The organism is Hydrogenophaga sp. (assembly GCF_030158645.1).
In the GTDB taxonomy this organism is placed as follows: domain Bacteria; phylum Pseudomonadota; class Gammaproteobacteria; order Burkholderiales; family Burkholderiaceae_C; genus Hydrogenophaga.
Genome location: NZ_JAOASO010000026.1, coordinates 20301 through 37390 on the forward strand (window position 1 = coordinate 20301; position 17090 = coordinate 37390).

The 17090-nt window shown below is 64.9% G+C and carries 22 protein-coding genes; 5 read left to right on the top strand and 17 right to left on the bottom strand.

The window, feature by feature from the left end:
* The first annotated feature begins 9 nt into the window (after window positions 1-9).
* Window positions 10-1041 (top strand): CDP-6-deoxy-delta-3,4-glucoseen reductase, encoded by a 1032-nt coding sequence (locus tag Q1W68_RS02565; protein WP_300715524.1) that lies wholly within the window; start codon window positions 10-12, stop codon window positions 1039-1041.
* 49 nt (window positions 1042-1090) lie between these two features.
* Here Q1W68_RS02565 and Q1W68_RS02570 read toward each other — a convergent pair whose 3' ends face one another.
* From Q1W68_RS02570 to Q1W68_RS02590, 5 genes are read right to left on the bottom strand one after another with little or no spacing between them, the layout of a single operon-like run.
* Window positions 1091-1699, bottom strand: coding sequence for an SCO family protein (locus tag Q1W68_RS02570; protein WP_300654086.1), 609 nt, complete (start codon window positions 1697-1699; stop codon window positions 1091-1093).
* A gap of 5 nt (window positions 1700-1704) precedes the next feature.
* Complete coding sequence (gene cyoE, locus Q1W68_RS02575) at window positions 1705-2610, bottom strand: heme o synthase (protein ID WP_300715525.1); 906 nt, start codon at window positions 2608-2610, stop codon at window positions 1705-1707.
* Window positions 2607-3773 carry a COX15/CtaA family protein gene (locus Q1W68_RS02580; RefSeq protein WP_300715526.1) on the bottom strand — a complete coding sequence of 389 codons (1167 nt, stop codon included), beginning with the start codon at window positions 3771-3773 and terminating at the stop codon, window positions 2607-2609. Before Q1W68_RS02580 ends, cyoE begins: the two co-directional genes overlap by 4 nt.
* A 1-nt stretch (window position 3774) precedes the next feature.
* On the bottom strand, window positions 3775-4446 hold the full coding sequence (locus tag Q1W68_RS02585) for a hypothetical protein (RefSeq protein WP_300654079.1): 672 nt from the start codon (window positions 4444-4446) through the stop codon (window positions 3775-3777).
* A complete protein-coding gene (locus Q1W68_RS02590) occupies window positions 4427-5140 on the bottom strand; it encodes an SURF1 family protein (protein WP_366146690.1) in 714 nt (237 codons plus the stop codon). The genes Q1W68_RS02585 and Q1W68_RS02590 overlap by 20 nt, the downstream gene beginning before the upstream one ends.
* A 99-nt stretch (window positions 5141-5239) precedes the next feature.
* Between Q1W68_RS02590 and Q1W68_RS02595 the strand changes: the two genes are divergently transcribed.
* Window positions 5240-5482: a twin transmembrane helix small protein gene (locus Q1W68_RS02595; RefSeq protein ID WP_300654073.1), complete on the top strand. Its 243-nt coding sequence runs from the start codon at window positions 5240-5242 to the stop codon at window positions 5480-5482.
* Window positions 5483-5581: 99 nt separating this feature from the next.
* Here Q1W68_RS02595 and Q1W68_RS02600 read toward each other — a convergent pair whose 3' ends face one another.
* The 8 genes from Q1W68_RS02600 to Q1W68_RS02635 all read right to left on the bottom strand — a co-directional run bounded on the left by Q1W68_RS02600 (window position 5582) and on the right by Q1W68_RS02635 (window position 12021).
* Complete coding sequence (locus Q1W68_RS02600) at window positions 5582-6463, bottom strand: cytochrome c oxidase subunit 3 (protein WP_300654070.1); 882 nt, start codon at window positions 6461-6463, stop codon at window positions 5582-5584.
* 61 nt (window positions 6464-6524) lie between these two features.
* Window positions 6525-6731 carry a DUF2970 domain-containing protein gene (locus Q1W68_RS02605; RefSeq protein WP_300654067.1) on the bottom strand — a complete coding sequence of 69 codons (207 nt, stop codon included), beginning with the start codon at window positions 6729-6731 and terminating at the stop codon, window positions 6525-6527.
* Window positions 6728-7336 (bottom strand): cytochrome c oxidase assembly protein, encoded by a 609-nt coding sequence (locus Q1W68_RS02610; RefSeq protein WP_300654064.1) that lies wholly within the window; start codon window positions 7334-7336, stop codon window positions 6728-6730. Before Q1W68_RS02610 ends, Q1W68_RS02605 begins: the two co-directional genes overlap by 4 nt.
* 31 nt (window positions 7337-7367) lie before the next feature.
* A complete protein-coding gene (locus Q1W68_RS02615) occupies window positions 7368-7478 on the bottom strand; it encodes a cytochrome oxidase small assembly protein (protein ID WP_300654061.1) in 111 nt (36 codons plus the stop codon).
* Between the two features lie 19 nt (window positions 7479-7497).
* A complete protein-coding gene (gene ctaD / locus Q1W68_RS02620; RefSeq protein ID WP_300659955.1) occupies window positions 7498-9117 on the bottom strand; it encodes a cytochrome c oxidase subunit I in 1620 nt (539 codons plus the stop codon).
* 39 nt (window positions 9118-9156) lie between these two features.
* Complete coding sequence (gene coxB, locus Q1W68_RS02625) at window positions 9157-10290, bottom strand: cytochrome c oxidase subunit II (RefSeq protein WP_300715542.1); 1134 nt, start codon at window positions 10288-10290, stop codon at window positions 9157-9159.
* Window positions 10291-10469: 179 nt separating this feature from the next.
* Window positions 10470-10955, bottom strand: a complete 486-nt coding sequence (locus tag Q1W68_RS02630) for a DUF2244 domain-containing protein (RefSeq protein ID WP_300654056.1) — start codon at window positions 10953-10955, stop codon at window positions 10470-10472.
* A 157-nt stretch (window positions 10956-11112) separates the two neighbouring features.
* Window positions 11113-12021 (bottom strand): biotin synthase, encoded by a 909-nt coding sequence (locus Q1W68_RS02635; RefSeq protein ID WP_300654053.1) that lies wholly within the window; start codon window positions 12019-12021, stop codon window positions 11113-11115.
* Window positions 12022-12083: 62 nt separating this feature from the next.
* Here Q1W68_RS02635 and Q1W68_RS02640 point away from each other — a divergent pair, with 62 nt between their 5' ends.
* From Q1W68_RS02640 to Q1W68_RS02650, 3 genes are all read left to right on the top strand, one after another.
* Window positions 12084-12821: a phosphoribosyltransferase family protein gene (locus Q1W68_RS02640; protein ID WP_300659957.1), complete on the top strand. Its 738-nt coding sequence runs from the start codon at window positions 12084-12086 to the stop codon at window positions 12819-12821.
* Window positions 12822-12832: 11 nt separating this feature from the next.
* Window positions 12833-13306 carry a tRNA (uridine(34)/cytosine(34)/5-carboxymethylaminomethyluridine(34)-2'-O)-methyltransferase TrmL gene (gene trmL, locus Q1W68_RS02645; protein WP_300654048.1) on the top strand — a complete coding sequence of 158 codons (474 nt, stop codon included), beginning with the start codon at window positions 12833-12835 and terminating at the stop codon, window positions 13304-13306.
* A 141-nt stretch (window positions 13307-13447) separates the two neighbouring features.
* Window positions 13448-13771 carry a hypothetical protein gene (locus Q1W68_RS02650; protein ID WP_300654045.1) on the top strand — a complete coding sequence of 108 codons (324 nt, stop codon included), beginning with the start codon at window positions 13448-13450 and terminating at the stop codon, window positions 13769-13771.
* 9 nt (window positions 13772-13780) lie between these two features.
* On the opposite strand, the gene Q1W68_RS02655 is transcribed toward Q1W68_RS02650, so the two are convergent.
* From Q1W68_RS02655 to pcaF, 4 genes are all read right to left on the bottom strand, one after another.
* The gene (locus tag Q1W68_RS02655) at window positions 13781-14236 is read right to left on the bottom strand and encodes a MaoC family dehydratase (RefSeq protein WP_300715527.1); all 456 of its coding nucleotides are present in this window, start codon (window positions 14234-14236) and stop codon (window positions 13781-13783) included.
* 61 nt (window positions 14237-14297) lie between these two features.
* A complete protein-coding gene (locus Q1W68_RS02660) occupies window positions 14298-14915 on the bottom strand; it encodes a ParA family protein (protein WP_300715528.1) in 618 nt (205 codons plus the stop codon).
* A 73-nt stretch (window positions 14916-14988) separates the two neighbouring features.
* Window positions 14989-15744 (bottom strand): sulfite exporter TauE/SafE family protein, encoded by a 756-nt coding sequence (locus Q1W68_RS02665; RefSeq protein ID WP_300654040.1) that lies wholly within the window; start codon window positions 15742-15744, stop codon window positions 14989-14991.
* Window positions 15745-15865: 121 nt separating this feature from the next.
* Complete coding sequence (gene pcaF, locus Q1W68_RS02670; protein ID WP_300654038.1) at window positions 15866-17068, bottom strand: 3-oxoadipyl-CoA thiolase; 1203 nt, start codon at window positions 17066-17068, stop codon at window positions 15866-15868.
* Between the last annotated feature and the right edge of the window lie 22 nt (window positions 17069-17090).

The window sequence follows — 17090 nt, forward strand, 5'->3', positions numbered from 1 at the left end:
AGTGCCAGTATGACATTCACCATCACCGTCGAGCCCAGTGGGCGCACCTTCACCGCCCAGCCCGACGAGGCCATGCTGGCCGCCGGCATCCGCCAGGGCATCGGCCTGCCCTATGGCTGCAAGGACGGCGCCTGCGGTTCGTGCAAGTGCAAGCTGGTCTCGGGCACCGTGGTGCACGGGGCGCACCAGAGCAAGGCCCTGAGCGCCGACGAAGAAGCTGCGGGCTATGTGCTCACCTGCTGCGGCGTGGCGCAGAGCGATGTGGTGATCGAATCGCGGCAGGTCACCGAGATCGGCGCCTTCCCGATCAAGAAAATGCCGGTGCGGGTGAGTGCGCTGGAGCGCGCCTCGCACGACGTGATGGTGATGCGCCTGCAGCTGCCCGCCAGCGATGCCTTCCAGTACCACGCCGGCCAGTACGTGGAATTCCTGCTGCGCGATGGCGACCGCCGCAGCTACTCGATGGCCAACGCGCCCCACACCCAGTCGGCACAACCTTCGCTGGAGCTGCATGTGCGTCACATGCCCGGCGGCAAGTTCACCGACCACGTGTTCGGACCGATGAAGGAGAAGGACATCCTTCGCATCGAAGGACCTTACGGCAGTTTTTTCCTGCGTGAGGACAGCACCAAGCCCATGGTGCTGCTGGCCTCGGGCACGGGCTTCGCACCCATCAAGGCCATCATCGAGCACATGCAGTTCAAGGGCATTACCAGGGAAGCCACGCTGTACTGGGGCGGCCGCCGTCCGGCCGACCTGTACCAGAGCGCCTGGATCGAGGCGAAGCTGGCCGAGATGCCGAACCTGCGCTACGTACCGGTGGTGTCCAACGCGCTGCCCGACGACGCCTGGACCGGTCGCACCGGGTTTGTCCACGAGGCGGTGCTGCAGGACATCCCGGACCTCTCGGGCCACGAGGTGTATGCGTGCGGCGCGCCCATCGTGATCGAGTCGGCCAGACGCGACTACACGGGGCAAGCTGGTCTGCGCGAGGAAGCCTTCTTCGCCGACGCCTTCACCAGCGCTGCGGACAAGGTCTGAGCCCCCAAAGACAGCGCCAGAGGGTGCTGTCTTTGTTGGTGCTCAAGGTTTACCCAGCGAGCAGTTTTTTCAGGTCCGCCGCCAGCGCCGGCGCGCCGGTGCCGTAGCGGTGGTAGAGGCGGATGCGCCCTTGGGGGTCGTACACGTAGCTGCCGGCCGAGTGGTCCATCGTGTAGCTGGTGGGCGTGGGACCGTCGACTTTCTTGTAGTAGATCTTGTAGCTCTTGGCCAGCTCGGGCAATCTGTCGGCGGGAGCGTACAGCGCGAGAAAGCTGGGATCAAAGCTGGCCATGTACTGTTTCATGATCTCAGGCGTGTCTCGCTCGGGATCGATGCTGACAAACAGGCCCTGCACGCGCTCTCCCTCGGGCCCCAGCAAGCGCTTGGCCTCGGCCAGTTCGCTCATGGTCGTGGGGCACACGTCGGGGCACTGGGTGAAGCCGAAGAACAGCACCACCGCCTTGCCTTTGAAGTCGGCGAGCGTGCGCGCTTGACCGTTGTGGTCGGTCAGTGAAAATCCGGTCGCGTAGTCGGCGCCGGTGATGTCGATGCCGGTGAAACTGGCGGCCGGCTCGCTGCAGCCAGCCATCAACAGACCGGTGGCGCCGAGCGTGGCGCCCAGCAGGTGGCGGCGTGTGAGTGCGGAACGGGATGGCATGGCGGTCACAGGTAGTGGTCGATCAGGAGCGCGGCGAACAGCAGCGACAGATGGATCAGTGAAAAACGGAAGGTCTTGCGCGCGAGCGCATCGGAGTAGTTGCGCCACAGCGCCCACGCGTAGCCGCAGAAGCCGATGCTCAGGGCGATGGCGCTGGCCAGGTAGAACCAGCCGCTCATGCGCATCATGAAGGGCATGAGGCAGGCGGCGAACAGCACGAAGGTGTAGAGCAGGATCTGCAGGCGGGTGAACTCCGAGCCGTGCGTGACCGGCAGCATGGGCAGGCCCGACTTGCGGTAGTCCTCCACACGGTACAGCGCGAGCGCCCAGAAGTGCGGCGGCGTCCAGAGAAAGATGATCAGGAACAGGATGAGCGCCTCGGGCGCGACCACGCCGGTCATGGCGGCCCAGCCCAGCACCGGCGGCATGGCGCCCGACGCGCCCCCGATCACGATGTTCTGCGGCGTGAGCGGCTTGAGGATCACGGTGTAGACCACCGCGTAGCCCACGAAGGTGGCGAAGGTCAGCCACATGGTCAGCGGGTTGACCGCGAAATACAGCACCGCCGAACCGGCCGCGCACAGCACCGCCGAGAAAGAGAGCGTCTTGCCGTTGGTGAGCTGCCCTTTGGCGGTGGGGCGCCAGGCGGTGCGCTTCATCTTCGCGTCGATGTGCTGCTCGACCACGCAATTGAACGCCGCAGCGGCACCCGCGACGAGCCAGATGCCGAAGCATGCGATGGCTGCGAGCTGCACCTGCGCCCAGGTGGGCACGCCGGGCACGGCCAGCACCATGCCGATGAGCGCACAAAACACGATGAGCTGGATCACGCGAGGTTTGGTCAGCGCGTGGTACTGGCGCCAGACCGAGGGCAAGGCCACGGCCACGGGGGGTGAGGAAGTGGCGCTCATGGGGTCGATCGGAACATGTTCAGGGCACGGGCACCCGTGGTTTCAACGCGGTGCGGGGCCGCGCTGCGCGTGCCGCTGAGCGCGCCGGTGAAGACGATCACCAGCGCGGCCGCGCCGGCCGTGTGGCCCACCGCGGCCAGCAGCGGCCAGTCGAGCACCACGTTGGTCAGGCCGCTGGCGAACTGCCAGAGGGCGAGCAGAAACAAGGCTCGCGCCGTGCGACCCATGCCCGGCACTCGCCACAGACGCCAGCCGAGCCACACCATGGCGCCCAGCACCACAAAGGCCATGAGACGGTGCACGTAGTGAATGGCGGTGAGTGCGGGAAAGGCAATGGCCTCACCGGCACTGTTCATGCCCAGATGGCGCCACAGCGTGAAGCCCTCGCGGAAATCCATGCTCGGCCACCAGCTGCCCTGGCAAGTGGGGAATTCGCTGCAGGCCAACACGGCGTAGTTGGTGCTGACCCAGCCACCCAGCGCGATCTGCAGCCACAGCAATGCCGTGACCGCCACCAGCGCCAAGCGCAGGCGCCCCGGCAGCGCGATCGGCCCGCGATCGCCGGGTCTGGCCAGCTGGTAGGCCACCGACTGCGCACGCAGCAGCGCCAGCAAACCCAGACCACCGAGCAGGTGCAAGGTGACGATGGCGGGGAACAGCTTCATGGTGACCGTGAGCGCACCGAAAGCACCCTGCACGCAGACCCACACCAGCGTGACCAGCGGCCACACGAACGACACCGACAGGCGCTTGCGTTCGATCCAGCTGACCAGCGCCAGCACCAGGATCAACACGCCCACCGCGGTGGCGAGGTACCGGTGGATCATCTCGATCCACGCCTTGGAGAAGGTGACCGGGCCGGTCGGCATCGCGTCCTGGGCGGCGGCGATGGCCGAGCTGGCGCCCACCGGGCTCACGCTGCCATAGCAGCCCGGCCAGTCGGGGCAACCCAGACCCGAATCCGTCAGGCGCGTGAAGGCACCGAAAAGGACGAGGTCAAACGTGAGGAACAAGGTGACCAGCGTGAGCACCCGCAGGCGCTGCGCAGGCGGCGCGTGGCGGTTGCGCACCCACACCCAGGCCAACGGGCCGAGCGCAAGGACCACACCCAGCAACATGATGCGGGCGATGGGGGCCAGGTCGTAGAGGGGCTGGGCGTCCATGTCACCGACCTTCCTTGTCCCAGAAAGCGGAGGCGCGCAGCAAGCGATCCAGGTCGCTCTTGGCTTTTTTGGGATCGATGTTGGCGGGGAAGCGCATCATCCAGTTGCCCAGGGGATCGACCACGTAGAGGTGGTCCTCGATTTTTTGACCAGGCGCTGGCTGCAGCCATGCGGCGAGGGCTTGCGCGTCGACCTGCAGCACCTGGGCCGCAGCGGTGGCTTGCTTCAGGGGCTCGCTCAGTGGCGAGTCGCCGGTGCGCAACCAGACCCAGTCCATGCGTTCTTTCTCACGGCCGAGGGTTTCACGCAGTTGGCGCTGCATCAGCAGGTGCTCCTGGCACACATCGGTGCAGGCGCTGTCGGCCACGCTGATCAGCAACCACTGGTCCTTCAGGGCCGCCAAGGGCACGGTCTGGCCCTGGGCGTTGACCGCGGTGATGGCCGGCAACGGGCGCTGCGGGTCGATCAACTCGCCGTAGTTGCGTCGGCCCTCGGGACGGATCACGTAGTAGGTGAGGTAAGACGCCACCACCGGCGCCACGCACACCAACGCCAGGCCCAGCAGCTTCCAGCGCCCGGATCGCGCATTCACCACGGCGCCGGCACCGGCCTGATCGAGTGGCGGCAGGCTGTGCACGGTGAGGGTCAGGGGTTCATCGGGCGTCTGGGCCATGGGACATGCGCTTTCGGCGGGGGGAGATGATTTGAAACCAGAGATAGAGCAGGCCAGCCAGCGCGCACAAGCCAAACCACTGGAAGGCATAGCCGTGGTGCTTGTCGACCCCGATCGCTGCTCGCGGCCATTCGCGCAGAAGACCTTCGGGGGAAGCGCCGGTTTGCTGCACGGAAACCGGCATCAGGATGAGACCGGTTTCCAGGGCGAAAGTGCCAAGGTCGATATTTTGCCGGATCGCACCCGTGCCCGCCTCCCCCAGCTCGTATAGCTTGCCCGGCGGCGGGGCCAAGCGTCCTTCGAGCTCCACCTCGCCCGAGGGCGTGTCGATGGTGGGCACGCGGCTGCGGTCGGTGAAATCGCGCGGCACCCACCCCCGCTGCACCAGCACAGCGCTTGCACTGCCAGCCAGCTTCAGCGGCGTGACCAGAATAAATCCGTTGCGGGTCGCCATCTGCCGGTTGTCCAGGAACACGGACGCCTCTTTCACCCACTGCCCGCGCAACCGCACCGGCCGGTGCACACCGTCCTTGGGATCTCCTGCCTGCAGCAGATCGGCGGTCTGCCAAGCGGGCAGCCGGGCGCGCTGGTCGATCTGGTCCTGCAAGGCGATCTTCTGGCGGGCACGATCGAGCTGCCAGAAACCCAGCGAGGCCGTGACCGCCATGGTGAACACGGTGGCCAGGGTGACCACCACCCAGCGGACACGCGACGACATCATGACCCTGCTCCCGGCGCTGGAGCGATGTCCGTCGCAGCACCGCGCAGACCAGCTCCCGCGATAATCCGGGTCATGAAATATCTGGCCATCGCAGCGTTCATTGCCATCCTCGGGAGTCTGGGCGCAGCCCTTGTGTTCATGATGCGCGGCGGCCAACCCGGAGCAGACGACGCGCCCGAGGGCCTACCGCGCAAAAACCACATGGCCAGGGCACTGGCGTTTCGCGTGGGGTTTTCCATTTTGCTGTTCGTGGTCGTGCTCATCAGCTACCTGATGGGCTGGATTCAGCCCACCGGCCTGCCCCTGCAGCGCTGATCAGACCCGTTGCCACCCGCTGCGCAGCGGCAACAAAAAAGCGCCCGATGGCGCTTTTTTGTTGAGCCACCCGGGGTTGCCGAGCAACCCGGACACCGCTCACAGCCAGTACACAAGGATGTAGAGGCCCAACCACACCACGTCCACAAAATGCCAGTACCAGGCAGCACCTTCGAAGCCGAAATGACGTTCTTTGGTGAAGTGGCCTTTCTGCAGGCGCAGGGTGATGAACAGCAGCATCAGCATGCCCACGAACACGTGGAAGCCGTGGAAGCCGGTCAACATGAAGAAGGTGGAGCCGAAGATGCCGGAGCTGAGCTTGAGGTTCAGGTCGGTGTAGGCGTGGTAGTACTCGTAGCCCTGAACGAACAAGAACACGATGCCCAGCACCACCGTCATCCACATGAAAGCAATGGTCCGGCCACGGTTGCCCGCCTGCAGTGCGTGGTGAGCCACGGTGAGGGTGACGCCCGAGGTCAGCAGCAAGGCCGTGTTGATCGTGGGCAACCAGAACGGACCCATGGTCTGGAAGGGCTCGACGATGCCACCGGGCGATGCCGTGGCACCGGCCTGAACGCTGGGCCAAACGGCCGAGAAATCGGGCCAGATCAGCGAATTCTCGAAGCCACCCAAAGCGGGCACCGAGTGCACGCGGGCCCACCAGAGCGCGGTGAAAAATGCGCCGAAGAACATCACTTCCGAAAAGATGAACCAGCTCATGCTCCAGCGGAAGGACAGATCGATCTTGCGACCGTACATGCCGCTTTCGCTCTCATGTACCGACTCGCTGAACCACTGAAACAGCACGAAGAGCCAGAAGGCCATGCCGAAAGCAAGCGAATACGCGCCCCAGCCCGCACCGTTGATCCATTGACCTGCGCCCAAAATGACAAAGAACAGGCCGATCGACGCCATCACCGGGTGCCGTGACGGACCCGGAACGTAGTAGTAGGGCGTTGTGCCGTGGGATGCTGCTGACATGCTCACTCCAATGTTGTCGCTTGTTTGAATAATGAAAAAAGGCTCAAAGTGAACGGCGGCTTCAGCCCGCCACCCAGTTCACCAACAGGATCAGGATCACCACGAACAGAAAGGCCATACCAACGCCCACTGCGATCAGGTGCAACGGGTTGAGCTTGGCAATGTCGGCCTGGTAGTCGGCGTTGCGGCGCACACCCAGAAATCCCCACAGCACGGCTTTGACCGTCCCGACGAAGGACCCCTTGCGCTTGTACAGCGGCTCGTTCATACGGCACCGGCCGGCTTCATGGTGATGGCCGGCTCGAAAGCCACGTCGGCGGGCGCTGCCGGTACCTTGCCGCCCACCTCAAAGAAGGTGTAAGACAAAGTGATCGTGGTCACGTCTTTGGGCAGACGGGGATCGATCACGAAGGCCACGGGCCATTCCTTCTTCTCACCCGCCTGCAAGGTGTACTGCGTGAAGCAGAAACACTCCAGCTTGTTGAAGTGCGCCATGGCCTGTTTGGGCGCGTAGCTCGGAATGGCCTGGGCGGCCATGGTGCGGTTCTGGATGTTCTGGAACTCGTACATCACCGTGGTCAGCTCACCCGGATGCACCTGAACGGATCGGACGGCGGGCTTGAAATGCCAGGGCCCGCGGCTGTTCACGTCGAATTCGACCGTGATGGTTCGGCTGGTGTCCACCTGCGTGTTGGCCGCCGCCTTGGACGTGGCACCGGGGATCTGTCGGTCCGACAGCGAGAGGATGTTGATCCCGGTTGCTTCGCAGATCGCGTTGTAGATCGGCACCAGTGCGTAGCCGAAGGCGAACATGCCCAGCGTGATCACGCCGAGCTTGCCCACCATCTTGAAGTTTTCGCTGCGCAGTCCCACGATCCGCTCCTGTGTTGTGTGTGCCCGGGCGTCAGCCGCCCAGGAACACCATCTTGCCCATGAACCCGAGGAAGAACACGAGCGCCACGGAGCCCAAAATCAAAGCCAGTCGGCGGTTGTGCTTCTTCTGATCGGGTGTCATGTTGCGAACCATCGTCGGATCAGCCAATCACCTTGGTGGCGGTGGCGTCGAGCTTGGGCGGGTTCTCGAAGGTGTGGAACGGAGCCGGCGATGGCACCTCCCACTCCAGACCTTCGGCACCTTCCCAAGGCTTCTGCGAGGCTTTCTCACCCTTGCCGGCCATGGCGGGCAGGATCACGGCCACGAAGAAATACACCTGTGCGATACCGAAACCGAACGCGCCCACCGAGGCGATGGCGTTGAAGTCGGCGAACTGCATCGGATAGTCGGCATAGCGGCGCGGCATGCCGGCCAGACCGAGGAAGTGCATCGGGAAGAAGGTGATGTTGAACGAGATCATCGACCACCAGAAGTGGATCTTGCCGCGCGTTTCGCTGTACATCACACCGGTCCACTTGGGCAGCCAGTAGTAGATGCCGGAGAACATGGCGAACAGAGAACCGGCCACCAGCACGTAGTGGAAGTGGGCCACCACGTAGTAGGTGTCCTGCATCTGGATGTCGATCGGCGCCACGGACAGGATCAGACCGGTGAAGCCGCCGATGGTGAACACGAAGATGAAGCCCACGGCCCACAGCATCGGGGTCTCGAAGGTCATCGAACCCTTCCACATGGTCGCGATCCAGTTGAAGATCTTCACGCCCGTCGGCACGGCGATCAGCATGGTCGAGTACATGAAGAACAGCTGGCCCGTCACCGGCATGCCGGTGGTGAACATGTGGTGCGCCCACACGACGAAGGACAGGATGGCGATGGAGCCGGTGGCGTACACCATGGAGGCGTAGCCGAACAGCTTCTTGCGGGAGAACGCGGGCACGACCTGGCTCACGATGCCGAAGGCCGGCAAGATCATGATGTAGACCTCGGGGTGGCCGAAGAACCAGAAGATGTGCTGGTACATCACCGGGTCGCCGCCACCGGCGGGGTTGAAGAAACTGGTGCCGAAATGGCGATCGGTCAGCGTCATGGTGATGGCACCGGCCAGCACGGGCATCACGGCGATCAGCAGGTAGGCGGTGATGAGCCAGGTCCAGCAGAACATGGGCATCTTCATCAGCGTCATGCCGGGCGCGCGCATGTTCAGGATGGTCACGATGATGTTGATCGAACCCATGATCGACGATGCGCCCAGGATGTGCATGGCAAAGATGCCGGCGTCCATCGAGGGACCCATCTGCAGGGTCAGCGGTGCGTACAGTGTCCAGCCGGCGGCGGGGGCGCCACCGGGCATGAAGAACGACGACACCAACATCAGTGCGGCAGGAATCATCAGCCAGAAGCTGAAGTTGTTCATGCGGGCAAAGGCCATGTCGGACGCGCCGATCTGCAGCGGGATCATCCAGTTCGCGAAGCCCACGAAGGCCGGCATGATGGCGCCGAACACCATGATCAGGCCGTGCATGGTGGTCAGCTGATTGAACAGCCCGGGGTTCACCAGTTGCAGCCCGGGCTGGAACAGCTCGGCGCGGATCAGCAGGGCCAGCACACCGCCCACCATGAGCATGGTGAACGAGAACAGCAGGTACAGCGTGCCGATGTCCTTGTGGTTGGTCGCGAAGACCCAGCGGCGCCAGCCCGTGGGGGCGTGGTGGTCGTGGTCGTGGCCGTGGGCGTCGTGGTGGTCGAGAACAGCACTCATGGTCGGTTTCCTTGGAAGCTCAATGTTTGTTCAACGCGATCACTTGCGGGCGGCTTGCACTTCGGCCGGCTGCACGATCTGCTGGGTCTGGTTCGACCAGGTGTTCTTGGCGTAGGTCATGACCGCAGCCAACTCGGTGTCGCTGAGCTGTTTCCAGGCGGGCATGGCACCGTTGTTCTGACCGTTGAGCAACACGTTGATGAACTTGGCTTTATCGGCATCGACCACCAGGGCCGAGCCGTCCAGCGGCTTGATGGGGCCAGCTCCCTTGCCGCTGGCCTGGTGGCAGGCGACGCAGTTGGCGGCGTACACGGACTCGCCGCGCTTGACCAGATCGGCCAGCACCCAGACCTTGGATGGGTCATCGGCCGCGGCGGCCATGGCCTTCTGCTTCTCGCCCACCCAGGCGCTGTATTCCTCGGCCGTCACCACTTTCACGTGGATGGGCATGTAGGCGTGCTCCTTGCCGCACAACTCGGCGCACTGGCCGTAGAAATCACCGGTTTTCTCGGCACGGAACCAGGTGTCGCGCACGAAGCCGGGGATGGCGTCCTGCTTGACGCCGAAAGCGGGCACCATCCAAGCGTGAATGACATCGTTGGCGGTGGTGATGATGCGCACCTTCTTGCCCACCGGCACCACCAGCGGGTTGTCCACCTTGAGCAGGTAGTCGTCGGTGGCGTCGGGCTTGCCGCTGTTGGACATCACGCGGTGGTTGTTGTCCAGCGTGGAGAGGAAGCCGATGCCCTCGCCTTCGCCCTTGATGTAGTCATAGCCCCACTTCCACTGCATGCCCGTGGCCTTGATGGTCAGGTCGCTGTTGGTGGTGTCTTTCTGGGCCACCAGCACCTTGGTGGCGGGCAGCGCCATGCCGATGACGATGAGCAGGGGAACAATGGTCCAGCCCAACTCGACCCAGATGGGTTCTGCCAGCGCCTGGGACTTGTGACCCACCGACTTGCGGTGCTTCAGGATGGAATAGAACATCACGCCGAAGACGATCAGGAAGATGACGGCGCACAAGGCCATCATGAACCAGTGCAGCCAGTGCTGCTCTTCGGCAATGCGGGTGACAGGCGGTGCAAAGTTGAGCTGATTGACGGCTGGACCACCCGGAAGGTCGTTGACCTTTTGTGCTGCGACCGTGGTCCAGGCACCGAGGCCCAGTGTCAGCGTGGTGGCAGCGGCACAAAGCCTGGCCCATGGGTTCCGTGGGGAATGCACCGTTTTCTTCGTCGTACTCACTTTTTCCGCCTCAAATATAAGTATTGATTTATATCAATGCCGATTAGAACAAATTTTCAGAGCCACAGACACCCGTCAAACCAACCCGACCACGCTTCAGGCATCGCTCATGCCCCTCGCAGCGCCAGGCGAATCTCCCGTGCCAGCACCGGTCGCAGGTCCGACCGCACAAAGCGGCCTACCTGCACCGACTGGCCACCGCCGCGCACCTCGATCAACTGACCGGCATCCTGCCTGGGCTCCACCCGAACCCATTCGCGGGCGAATTCGCACCGCGACAGTCTGCCGGCCGTCTCACGTTCCACCACCAGCCGACCGCCCAACAAACAGATGCGCTCGTTGTCGGTCGCGTGGCGGGCGTACACGAGAAAAGCCGTCCCCACCGCCATCAGCTCAAGCACAGCGAAAGGCAACACCAGGGTGGCACCTTGCAACCAGAAAAACCCCGCCACCCCCATTGAAAGGAGGCACAGGGAAGCGTAGAGGTAGCCCAATTGAGCCGGGGTGACCGAGCAGTTGCGCTTCAGGGTCCACTCGATGCCTTGTTCAGACAGCGTCGCGAATCGGAATGCGTTGTTTGCCTGGCTCACCATCCACCACCGGTACTGGTCGCGACCATCCCGAAAGATGGCGCACTGGCAAAGGGAAAATGCCCTTGAAAATCTGGCCAACGTCGATTGTAGCGGCGTGAAACCGTGTCTCCCCTGACAAAGGCGTCACTCCCGAGTGGGAAAAGGTGTCATCCCGGTGTCAGCGCCGACCGGATCGCAACATGGCCCGCATGTCCTCCACCGCAAGCGATGTGCTCGATGCCACCGGCACCCGCGGCACCGGCTTGAAGGCATGGCCGTAAATGATTTCGAAGGTCAGGCCGATGCGTCCATCCGCCGATCGGGGCATTCTGGACTCGATGGCGGCGCACAGCCTGGCGTGCCAGTGGCGCGAGCGGCAGGCGCCGAAACGCTGGTCGCTCAGGTTGTGGCCCAGAGCCCTCAACTCGGCCAGCAGGGGTGCTGCGCCGCTGAAGGTCAGGGTCATGCGCTCCATGTCCATCACCGGCTCGGCAAAACCGGCGTGCACCAGCATGTCGCCCCAATCGTGCATGTCGGTGAACGCGTGCGAGGGCAACGGCCAGCCTTCGTCCGCGTACACCGCGCGGAGCTCTTTCAGCGTGTCGGGGCCCAGGCAGGAAAACATGAGGAAGCCATCGGTGTCGATCTGCCGGTGCCATTGCGCCAGCAAGGTCTGCGGTTTCGGCTCCATGTGCAACGCCATGTTGGCCCACAGCATGCGAACCCGGGTGTCGTTTGTCGAGGCCGTCGGGCCGCTTGCCTTTCCCCATTGCAGAGGATTCCAGGACCGCTGCGGGGCCTCGCGGGTGGCCGACAGCGCCTCACTGATCCGACGCGCGCTCACGTGGCACGAGGCTGCGGGCAGCATGTGACGCAGCTTTCGATGCACCTCAAGTCCGCCCTGCACCGGCTCCCAGTGCAGCCAGCTCGTGGGGGGGTCGCGGAACCAGGGGAGCCGATCGGCCATGCGCGAGCCCACCTCTTCGTGCAACCAGGGGCTGGTGGACGCGGCGCGTTGCAGCCAGCGTTGCGCAGCGACCAGGTCCATGCCGGGTACGGGATGTTCAGCGTCGACGTGAGTGTTCAAGCGAAGGATTCGGGCGCTCGACCCATGGGGTATCGGTCGGAGCGCGCCAGTATATTGGTCCGATGCTCGCCGCCCGACACGCCATGGGGAAAGCCTTGCCTGGCACCTGCCAGGTCTGCGCCGCGTGGCCAGCGCAACCGGTGTGCGAGGACTGCATCCAGCGGTTCGCCACACCCCGGCCTCGCTGCGGGGTTTGCGCCGTTGCGATGCCGGACGACCGGGGCCTCTGCGGCGCGTGCCTGACCCGCCCCGACTCACCGGCGGTGCAGCAATGCGTGGCGGCCGTGGAGTACGCCTACCCTTGGGACACCCTGATCGCGCGCTTCAAGTTCCGCTCCGAGCCAGGATGGGCGCGGCCCTTCGCACAGCTGATGCTGAACGCGCCGCACACCGTCGCGATGCTGCACACCCGACCGCTGGTGGTGCCCATCCCGCTCACGGCCGCCCGGCTGGGTGAGCGGGGCTACAACCAGGCCTGGGAGCTGGTGAAGGCGCTGCGTGGGCTGTGCCGGGGAGGCCAACCCGCATGGCCCTTCGATTCGCTGGCCACCGCGCTCGTGCGCCTGGGCGAAACGCCCGACCAGCACAGCCTGGGTCGCGAGGCGCGCCTGCGCAACCTGCGTGGCGTGTTCGCCGCCCATCCCCACCACGCGCGGCAGCTCGACGGCCGACACGTGCTGCTGGTGGACGACGTGACCACCACCGGCGCCACGCTGCACACCGCCGCGCAGGCCCTGCAGCAAGCGGGTGCCGCTCGGGTCAGCGCACTGGTGTTCGCACGCACGCCGCCGAACCGCTAAGCTCGGCGGCCATGTTCAACATCGTTCTTGTCCACCCCGAGATCCCGCCCAACACGGGCAACGTGATCCGCCTGAGTGCCAACACGGGCTGCAGCTTGCACCTGATTGAACCGCTGGGTTTTTCGATGGACGACAAGCACATGAAGCGCGCCGGGCTCGATTACCACGAGTACGCCTCGCTGTGCCGCCATGCCGACTGGGCCGCCTTCCTGCAAACCGAACAACCCGATCCCACGCGCTTGTTCGCCTTCACCACACGGGGCAGCCACAGCGCTTTCAGCAACACGTTTCAACCCGGCGACTGGCTGGTGTTCGGCTCCGAGACCAGCGGCCTGCCCGAAGCGCTGCGGGAATCCATCCCCACCCCTCAGCGCCTGCGCCTGCCCATGATGGCGGGCCAACGCAGCCTGAACCTGTCCAATGCGGTGGCGGTGACGGTGTTCGAGGCCTGGCGCCAGCAGGCATTTGCGGGCGCGCTTTCGTGACGCAGGTCACGCGCTGGGCCAAAGGCGTCGTTCACCCCGGCCCTGGCCCGTCCGATAATTTCGCATGATCATGCGCACCGCCCCCGCAACCAGCCCGACCCGACCCAGGGTGCCGGCTGCGCAGCGCGCCCGGAGCGCTTCGTGATCACCGCCATGGCCCGTTGGCTGGGCGCTCACCTCACCTCCCGCAAGCGCGGCACCCACAAAGCCACGCTCAAGGACCTCGCGGTCATCCGCCGTCCCTTGCTGCGCTGCATTGAAGATTGCCTGGACCTGCAGGCCTTGCGGTTGCGCAAGAAAATTGAATCGGCGCGCACACCGCAAGAGCTGTGGCTGCTGAGGAACGACGCGTTTCAAGTCATTTCGCAACAGCACAACCAATCCGTGGCTGCCGAGCGCATCAACGCGCTGATCCAGGCTTTTGAAGGTTGGCTCGAGCCCAAGCAGCTCGTGCGCATCAAGTAAGTCCGACCGTCAGGGATAGCGCCGGACCAGCGATTCGGCGAAGCACACCGGTTTGTCCGCGCCCTCGCGCTCCACCACCACGCCCCAGGTCATCTGCTGACCACCGTGTTCGATGGCTTCGCAGGCCTGCAGCGTCAGGCGCGCGCGCACCCGACTGCCCACGGGCACGGGCGAGGTGAATCGCACACGGTTCAGGCCGTAGTTCACGCCCATGCTGGAGCCCTTGATGTCCAGCGCCGATTCAAAAAACACCGGCAACAGGGACAGCGTGAGGAAACCGTGCGCGATCGGCGCACCGAACGGGCCGGCCTTGGCACGCTCCACGTCCACATGGATCCACTGGTGGTCCCCCGTGGCTTCGGCAAAGCGGTTGACCTGCTCCTGGGTGATGGTGACCCAGTCGCTCACGGCCACTTCCTGGCCAACGCAGGCGGCCACATCGGCCAAGGATTCGAATGTTTTCATGCCGGCCACTGTACGGCCGACCGGCGCCGGGAGATGTCGGCACCGGGACAGCGTGGGCGCCTCAGGCGTCGAGCCACCGGCAGATGGCCTGCCACTGCTGCAGGTCTTTCTCGACCCGGCCGGGCGCCACATCGAACAGCGTGAGTCCGCGAGCCGCGAGGTGGATGTAGTTCTGCGTGTCGCGCAGCGTCCCCAGCACCGGCAGGCCCAGGCTGGCCACAAACTCGTTGAGCTTGTCGGCGGAGATGGTGCGCGGGTCGACCCGCATGCCGACGATGCCGATCTGCAATTTGTCGGCGCGGCGTGTCTCGGCCAGTTCGTCGAGAAATGCGCGCGTGGCGTAGATGTCGAAGATGCTGGGTTGCAGCGGCACCAGCACCTTGTCGGCGATTTTCAGCACGTCCTTGAAGCGCCAGCCGTGCAGGCCGGCGGGCGTGTCGAGCACCACGTGCGTGGTTTCCTTGGGTGGTCGGGCGATCAGGTCGTGGGAAACCTGCCAGGTCTGGATCGGCCGTGCGGCCGGGGGACGCAGTTTCAGCCACAGGGCCGAGGATTGCTGGCGGTCCACGTCGCCCAGCATCACCGGGTGGCCCTGGCGGGCAAAGTAGCCGGCCACGTTGGTCGACAGCGTGGATTTGCCCACGCCTCCTTTGGGATTGGCAACCACCACGATCGGCATCAGGAGCTCCTTGGCTGGGAAACGGCCCGCACGGCGGGGGCGTGGCGCGGGGCTGGCACGGCGAGCGCCTATGTTATGCCAGCGCGTCCCAGACGAGTTTGCAGCCGGTGAGGAACATGCCGGCATAAACCATGCGGTAAAAAAGCAGCGGTTTGATGCGGTGCGCGATGCGAACGCCCACCCACACGCCGATGGGCGCGAACGGGAGCAAAGCCAGCGACGTCGTCATGTTGCGCACATCGAGCAGGCCCAGCCAGGCATAGGGAATCCACTTGGCCAGGTTGATGAAGAAGAAGAAAAAGGCCATCGTGCCGGTGAACAGCAGGGGCGACAGGCGCAGCGGGATCACGTAGGCATTGATCGGCGGCCCGCCGGCGTGCGCAATGAAGCTGGTGAAACCCGAGGTCACACTGAGCAGACCGCCGACCCATTTGGGCGGCGGTGGGCTGTCGGGTTGGGGCGGGAACACCAGGCGCTGCGCCAGAAAGAGCAGCGTGAAGACCCCCACGATGCCGGCCACCACGCGCGCATCCAGCAGTTTGAAGAGCAACGCGCCGATGACGATGCCCGCCAGCCCGAAGGGCAAGAGGAACATCAGCAGGCGCCGGTCCACGTTCTTGCGAAACGCGGCCATGCCCAGCAAATCCATGAGCAGCAGCACCGGCATGAGGATGGCCGCAGCCTGCGGCACGGTGACCGCCAGCGCCATCATGGGCACGGCCAGCGAGCCGAAGCCGGCGCCGAATCCACTCTTGCTCACGCCGAGCAACAGCACGGCGGGAATCGACACGGCATAGAAATACGGATCGGTGATGAGGGACAGGGCCACGAGGTTCAGACAAAAGAAGAGCCCGCATCTGATGGCGGGCTCGTTGAGTGGGTTGGATGATCGGCCGGTGCCTCCGGATGGCCAGTGGCACGCAACGCGCACACGCCGGAAAACGGGCCGTTCAGACGCGTTCGATCACCAGCGCAATGCCCTGCCCCACGCCGATGCACATGGTGCACAAGGCGTAGCGCCCACCCGTGGCGTGCAGGCGGTTCACCGCCGTGGTGGCCAGGCGCGCGCCGCTGGCGCCCAGCGGGTGGCCCAGCGCAATGGCGCCGCCCCAGGCGTTCACCCGCTCGTCGTCGTCGGGCAGGCCCAGCATGCGCAGCACGGCCAGGCCTTGCGCGGCAAAGGCTTCGTTGAGTTCGATCACGTCCATCTGCGCCAGCGACAGGCCGGTGAGCGCCAGCACCTTCTGCGTCGCCGGTGCGGGGCCGATGCCCATGATGCGCGGCGCCACACCCACCGTGGCCATGCCGACCACGCGGGCGCGCGGCGTCAGACCGTTTTTCTTGGCACTCGCTTCATCGGCCAGCAGCAAGGCGCAGGCGCCGTCGTTCACGCCGCTGGCGTTGCCGGCGGTCACGCTGCCGTCGGGCCGCACCACGCCCTTGAGCTTGGCGAGCGACTCCAGGGTGGTGGCACGCGGGTGTTCGTCGTGCTCCACCACGATCGCATCGCCCTTTTTCTGGGGGATGGTGACCGCCACGATTTCACGCGCCAGGTGCCCGGCCTTCTGCGCGGCCACGGCCTTGGTCTGGCTGGCCAGGGCCATGCGGTCCTGCGCCTCGCGCTCGATCTTGAACTCGGTCGCCACGTTCTCGGCCGTCTCGGGCATGGAGTCCACGCCGTACTTTTCCTTCATCAGCTTGTTGACGAAACGCCAGCCGATGGTGGTGTCGTACACAGCGTTGTTGCGCCCGAAGGCACTCTCGGCTTTGGGCATCACAAACGGTGCGCGGCTCATGCTTTCCACGCCGCCGGCGATCATGAGGCTGGCCTCGCCCGCACGGATGGCGCGTGCCGCGGTGCCCAGGGCATCGAGGCCCGAACCGCACAGGCGGTTGAGGGTGGCACCGGGCACTTCCATCGGCAGGCCGGCCAGCAGGCTGGCCATGTGGGCCACGTTGCGGTTGTCTTCGCCGGCCTGGTTGGCGCAGCCGAAGATCACGTCGGTGATGCTGGCCCAGTCCACGCCCGGGTTGCGCTGCATCAGCGCACGCAGGGGGATGGCGCCGAGGTCGTCGGTGCGCACGCTGGAGAGCGCGCCGCCGTAGCGGCCGATGGGGGTGCGGATGGCGTCGCAGATGAAGGCTTGGGTCATGAAGGTCTCCGGTGTTGTGGGG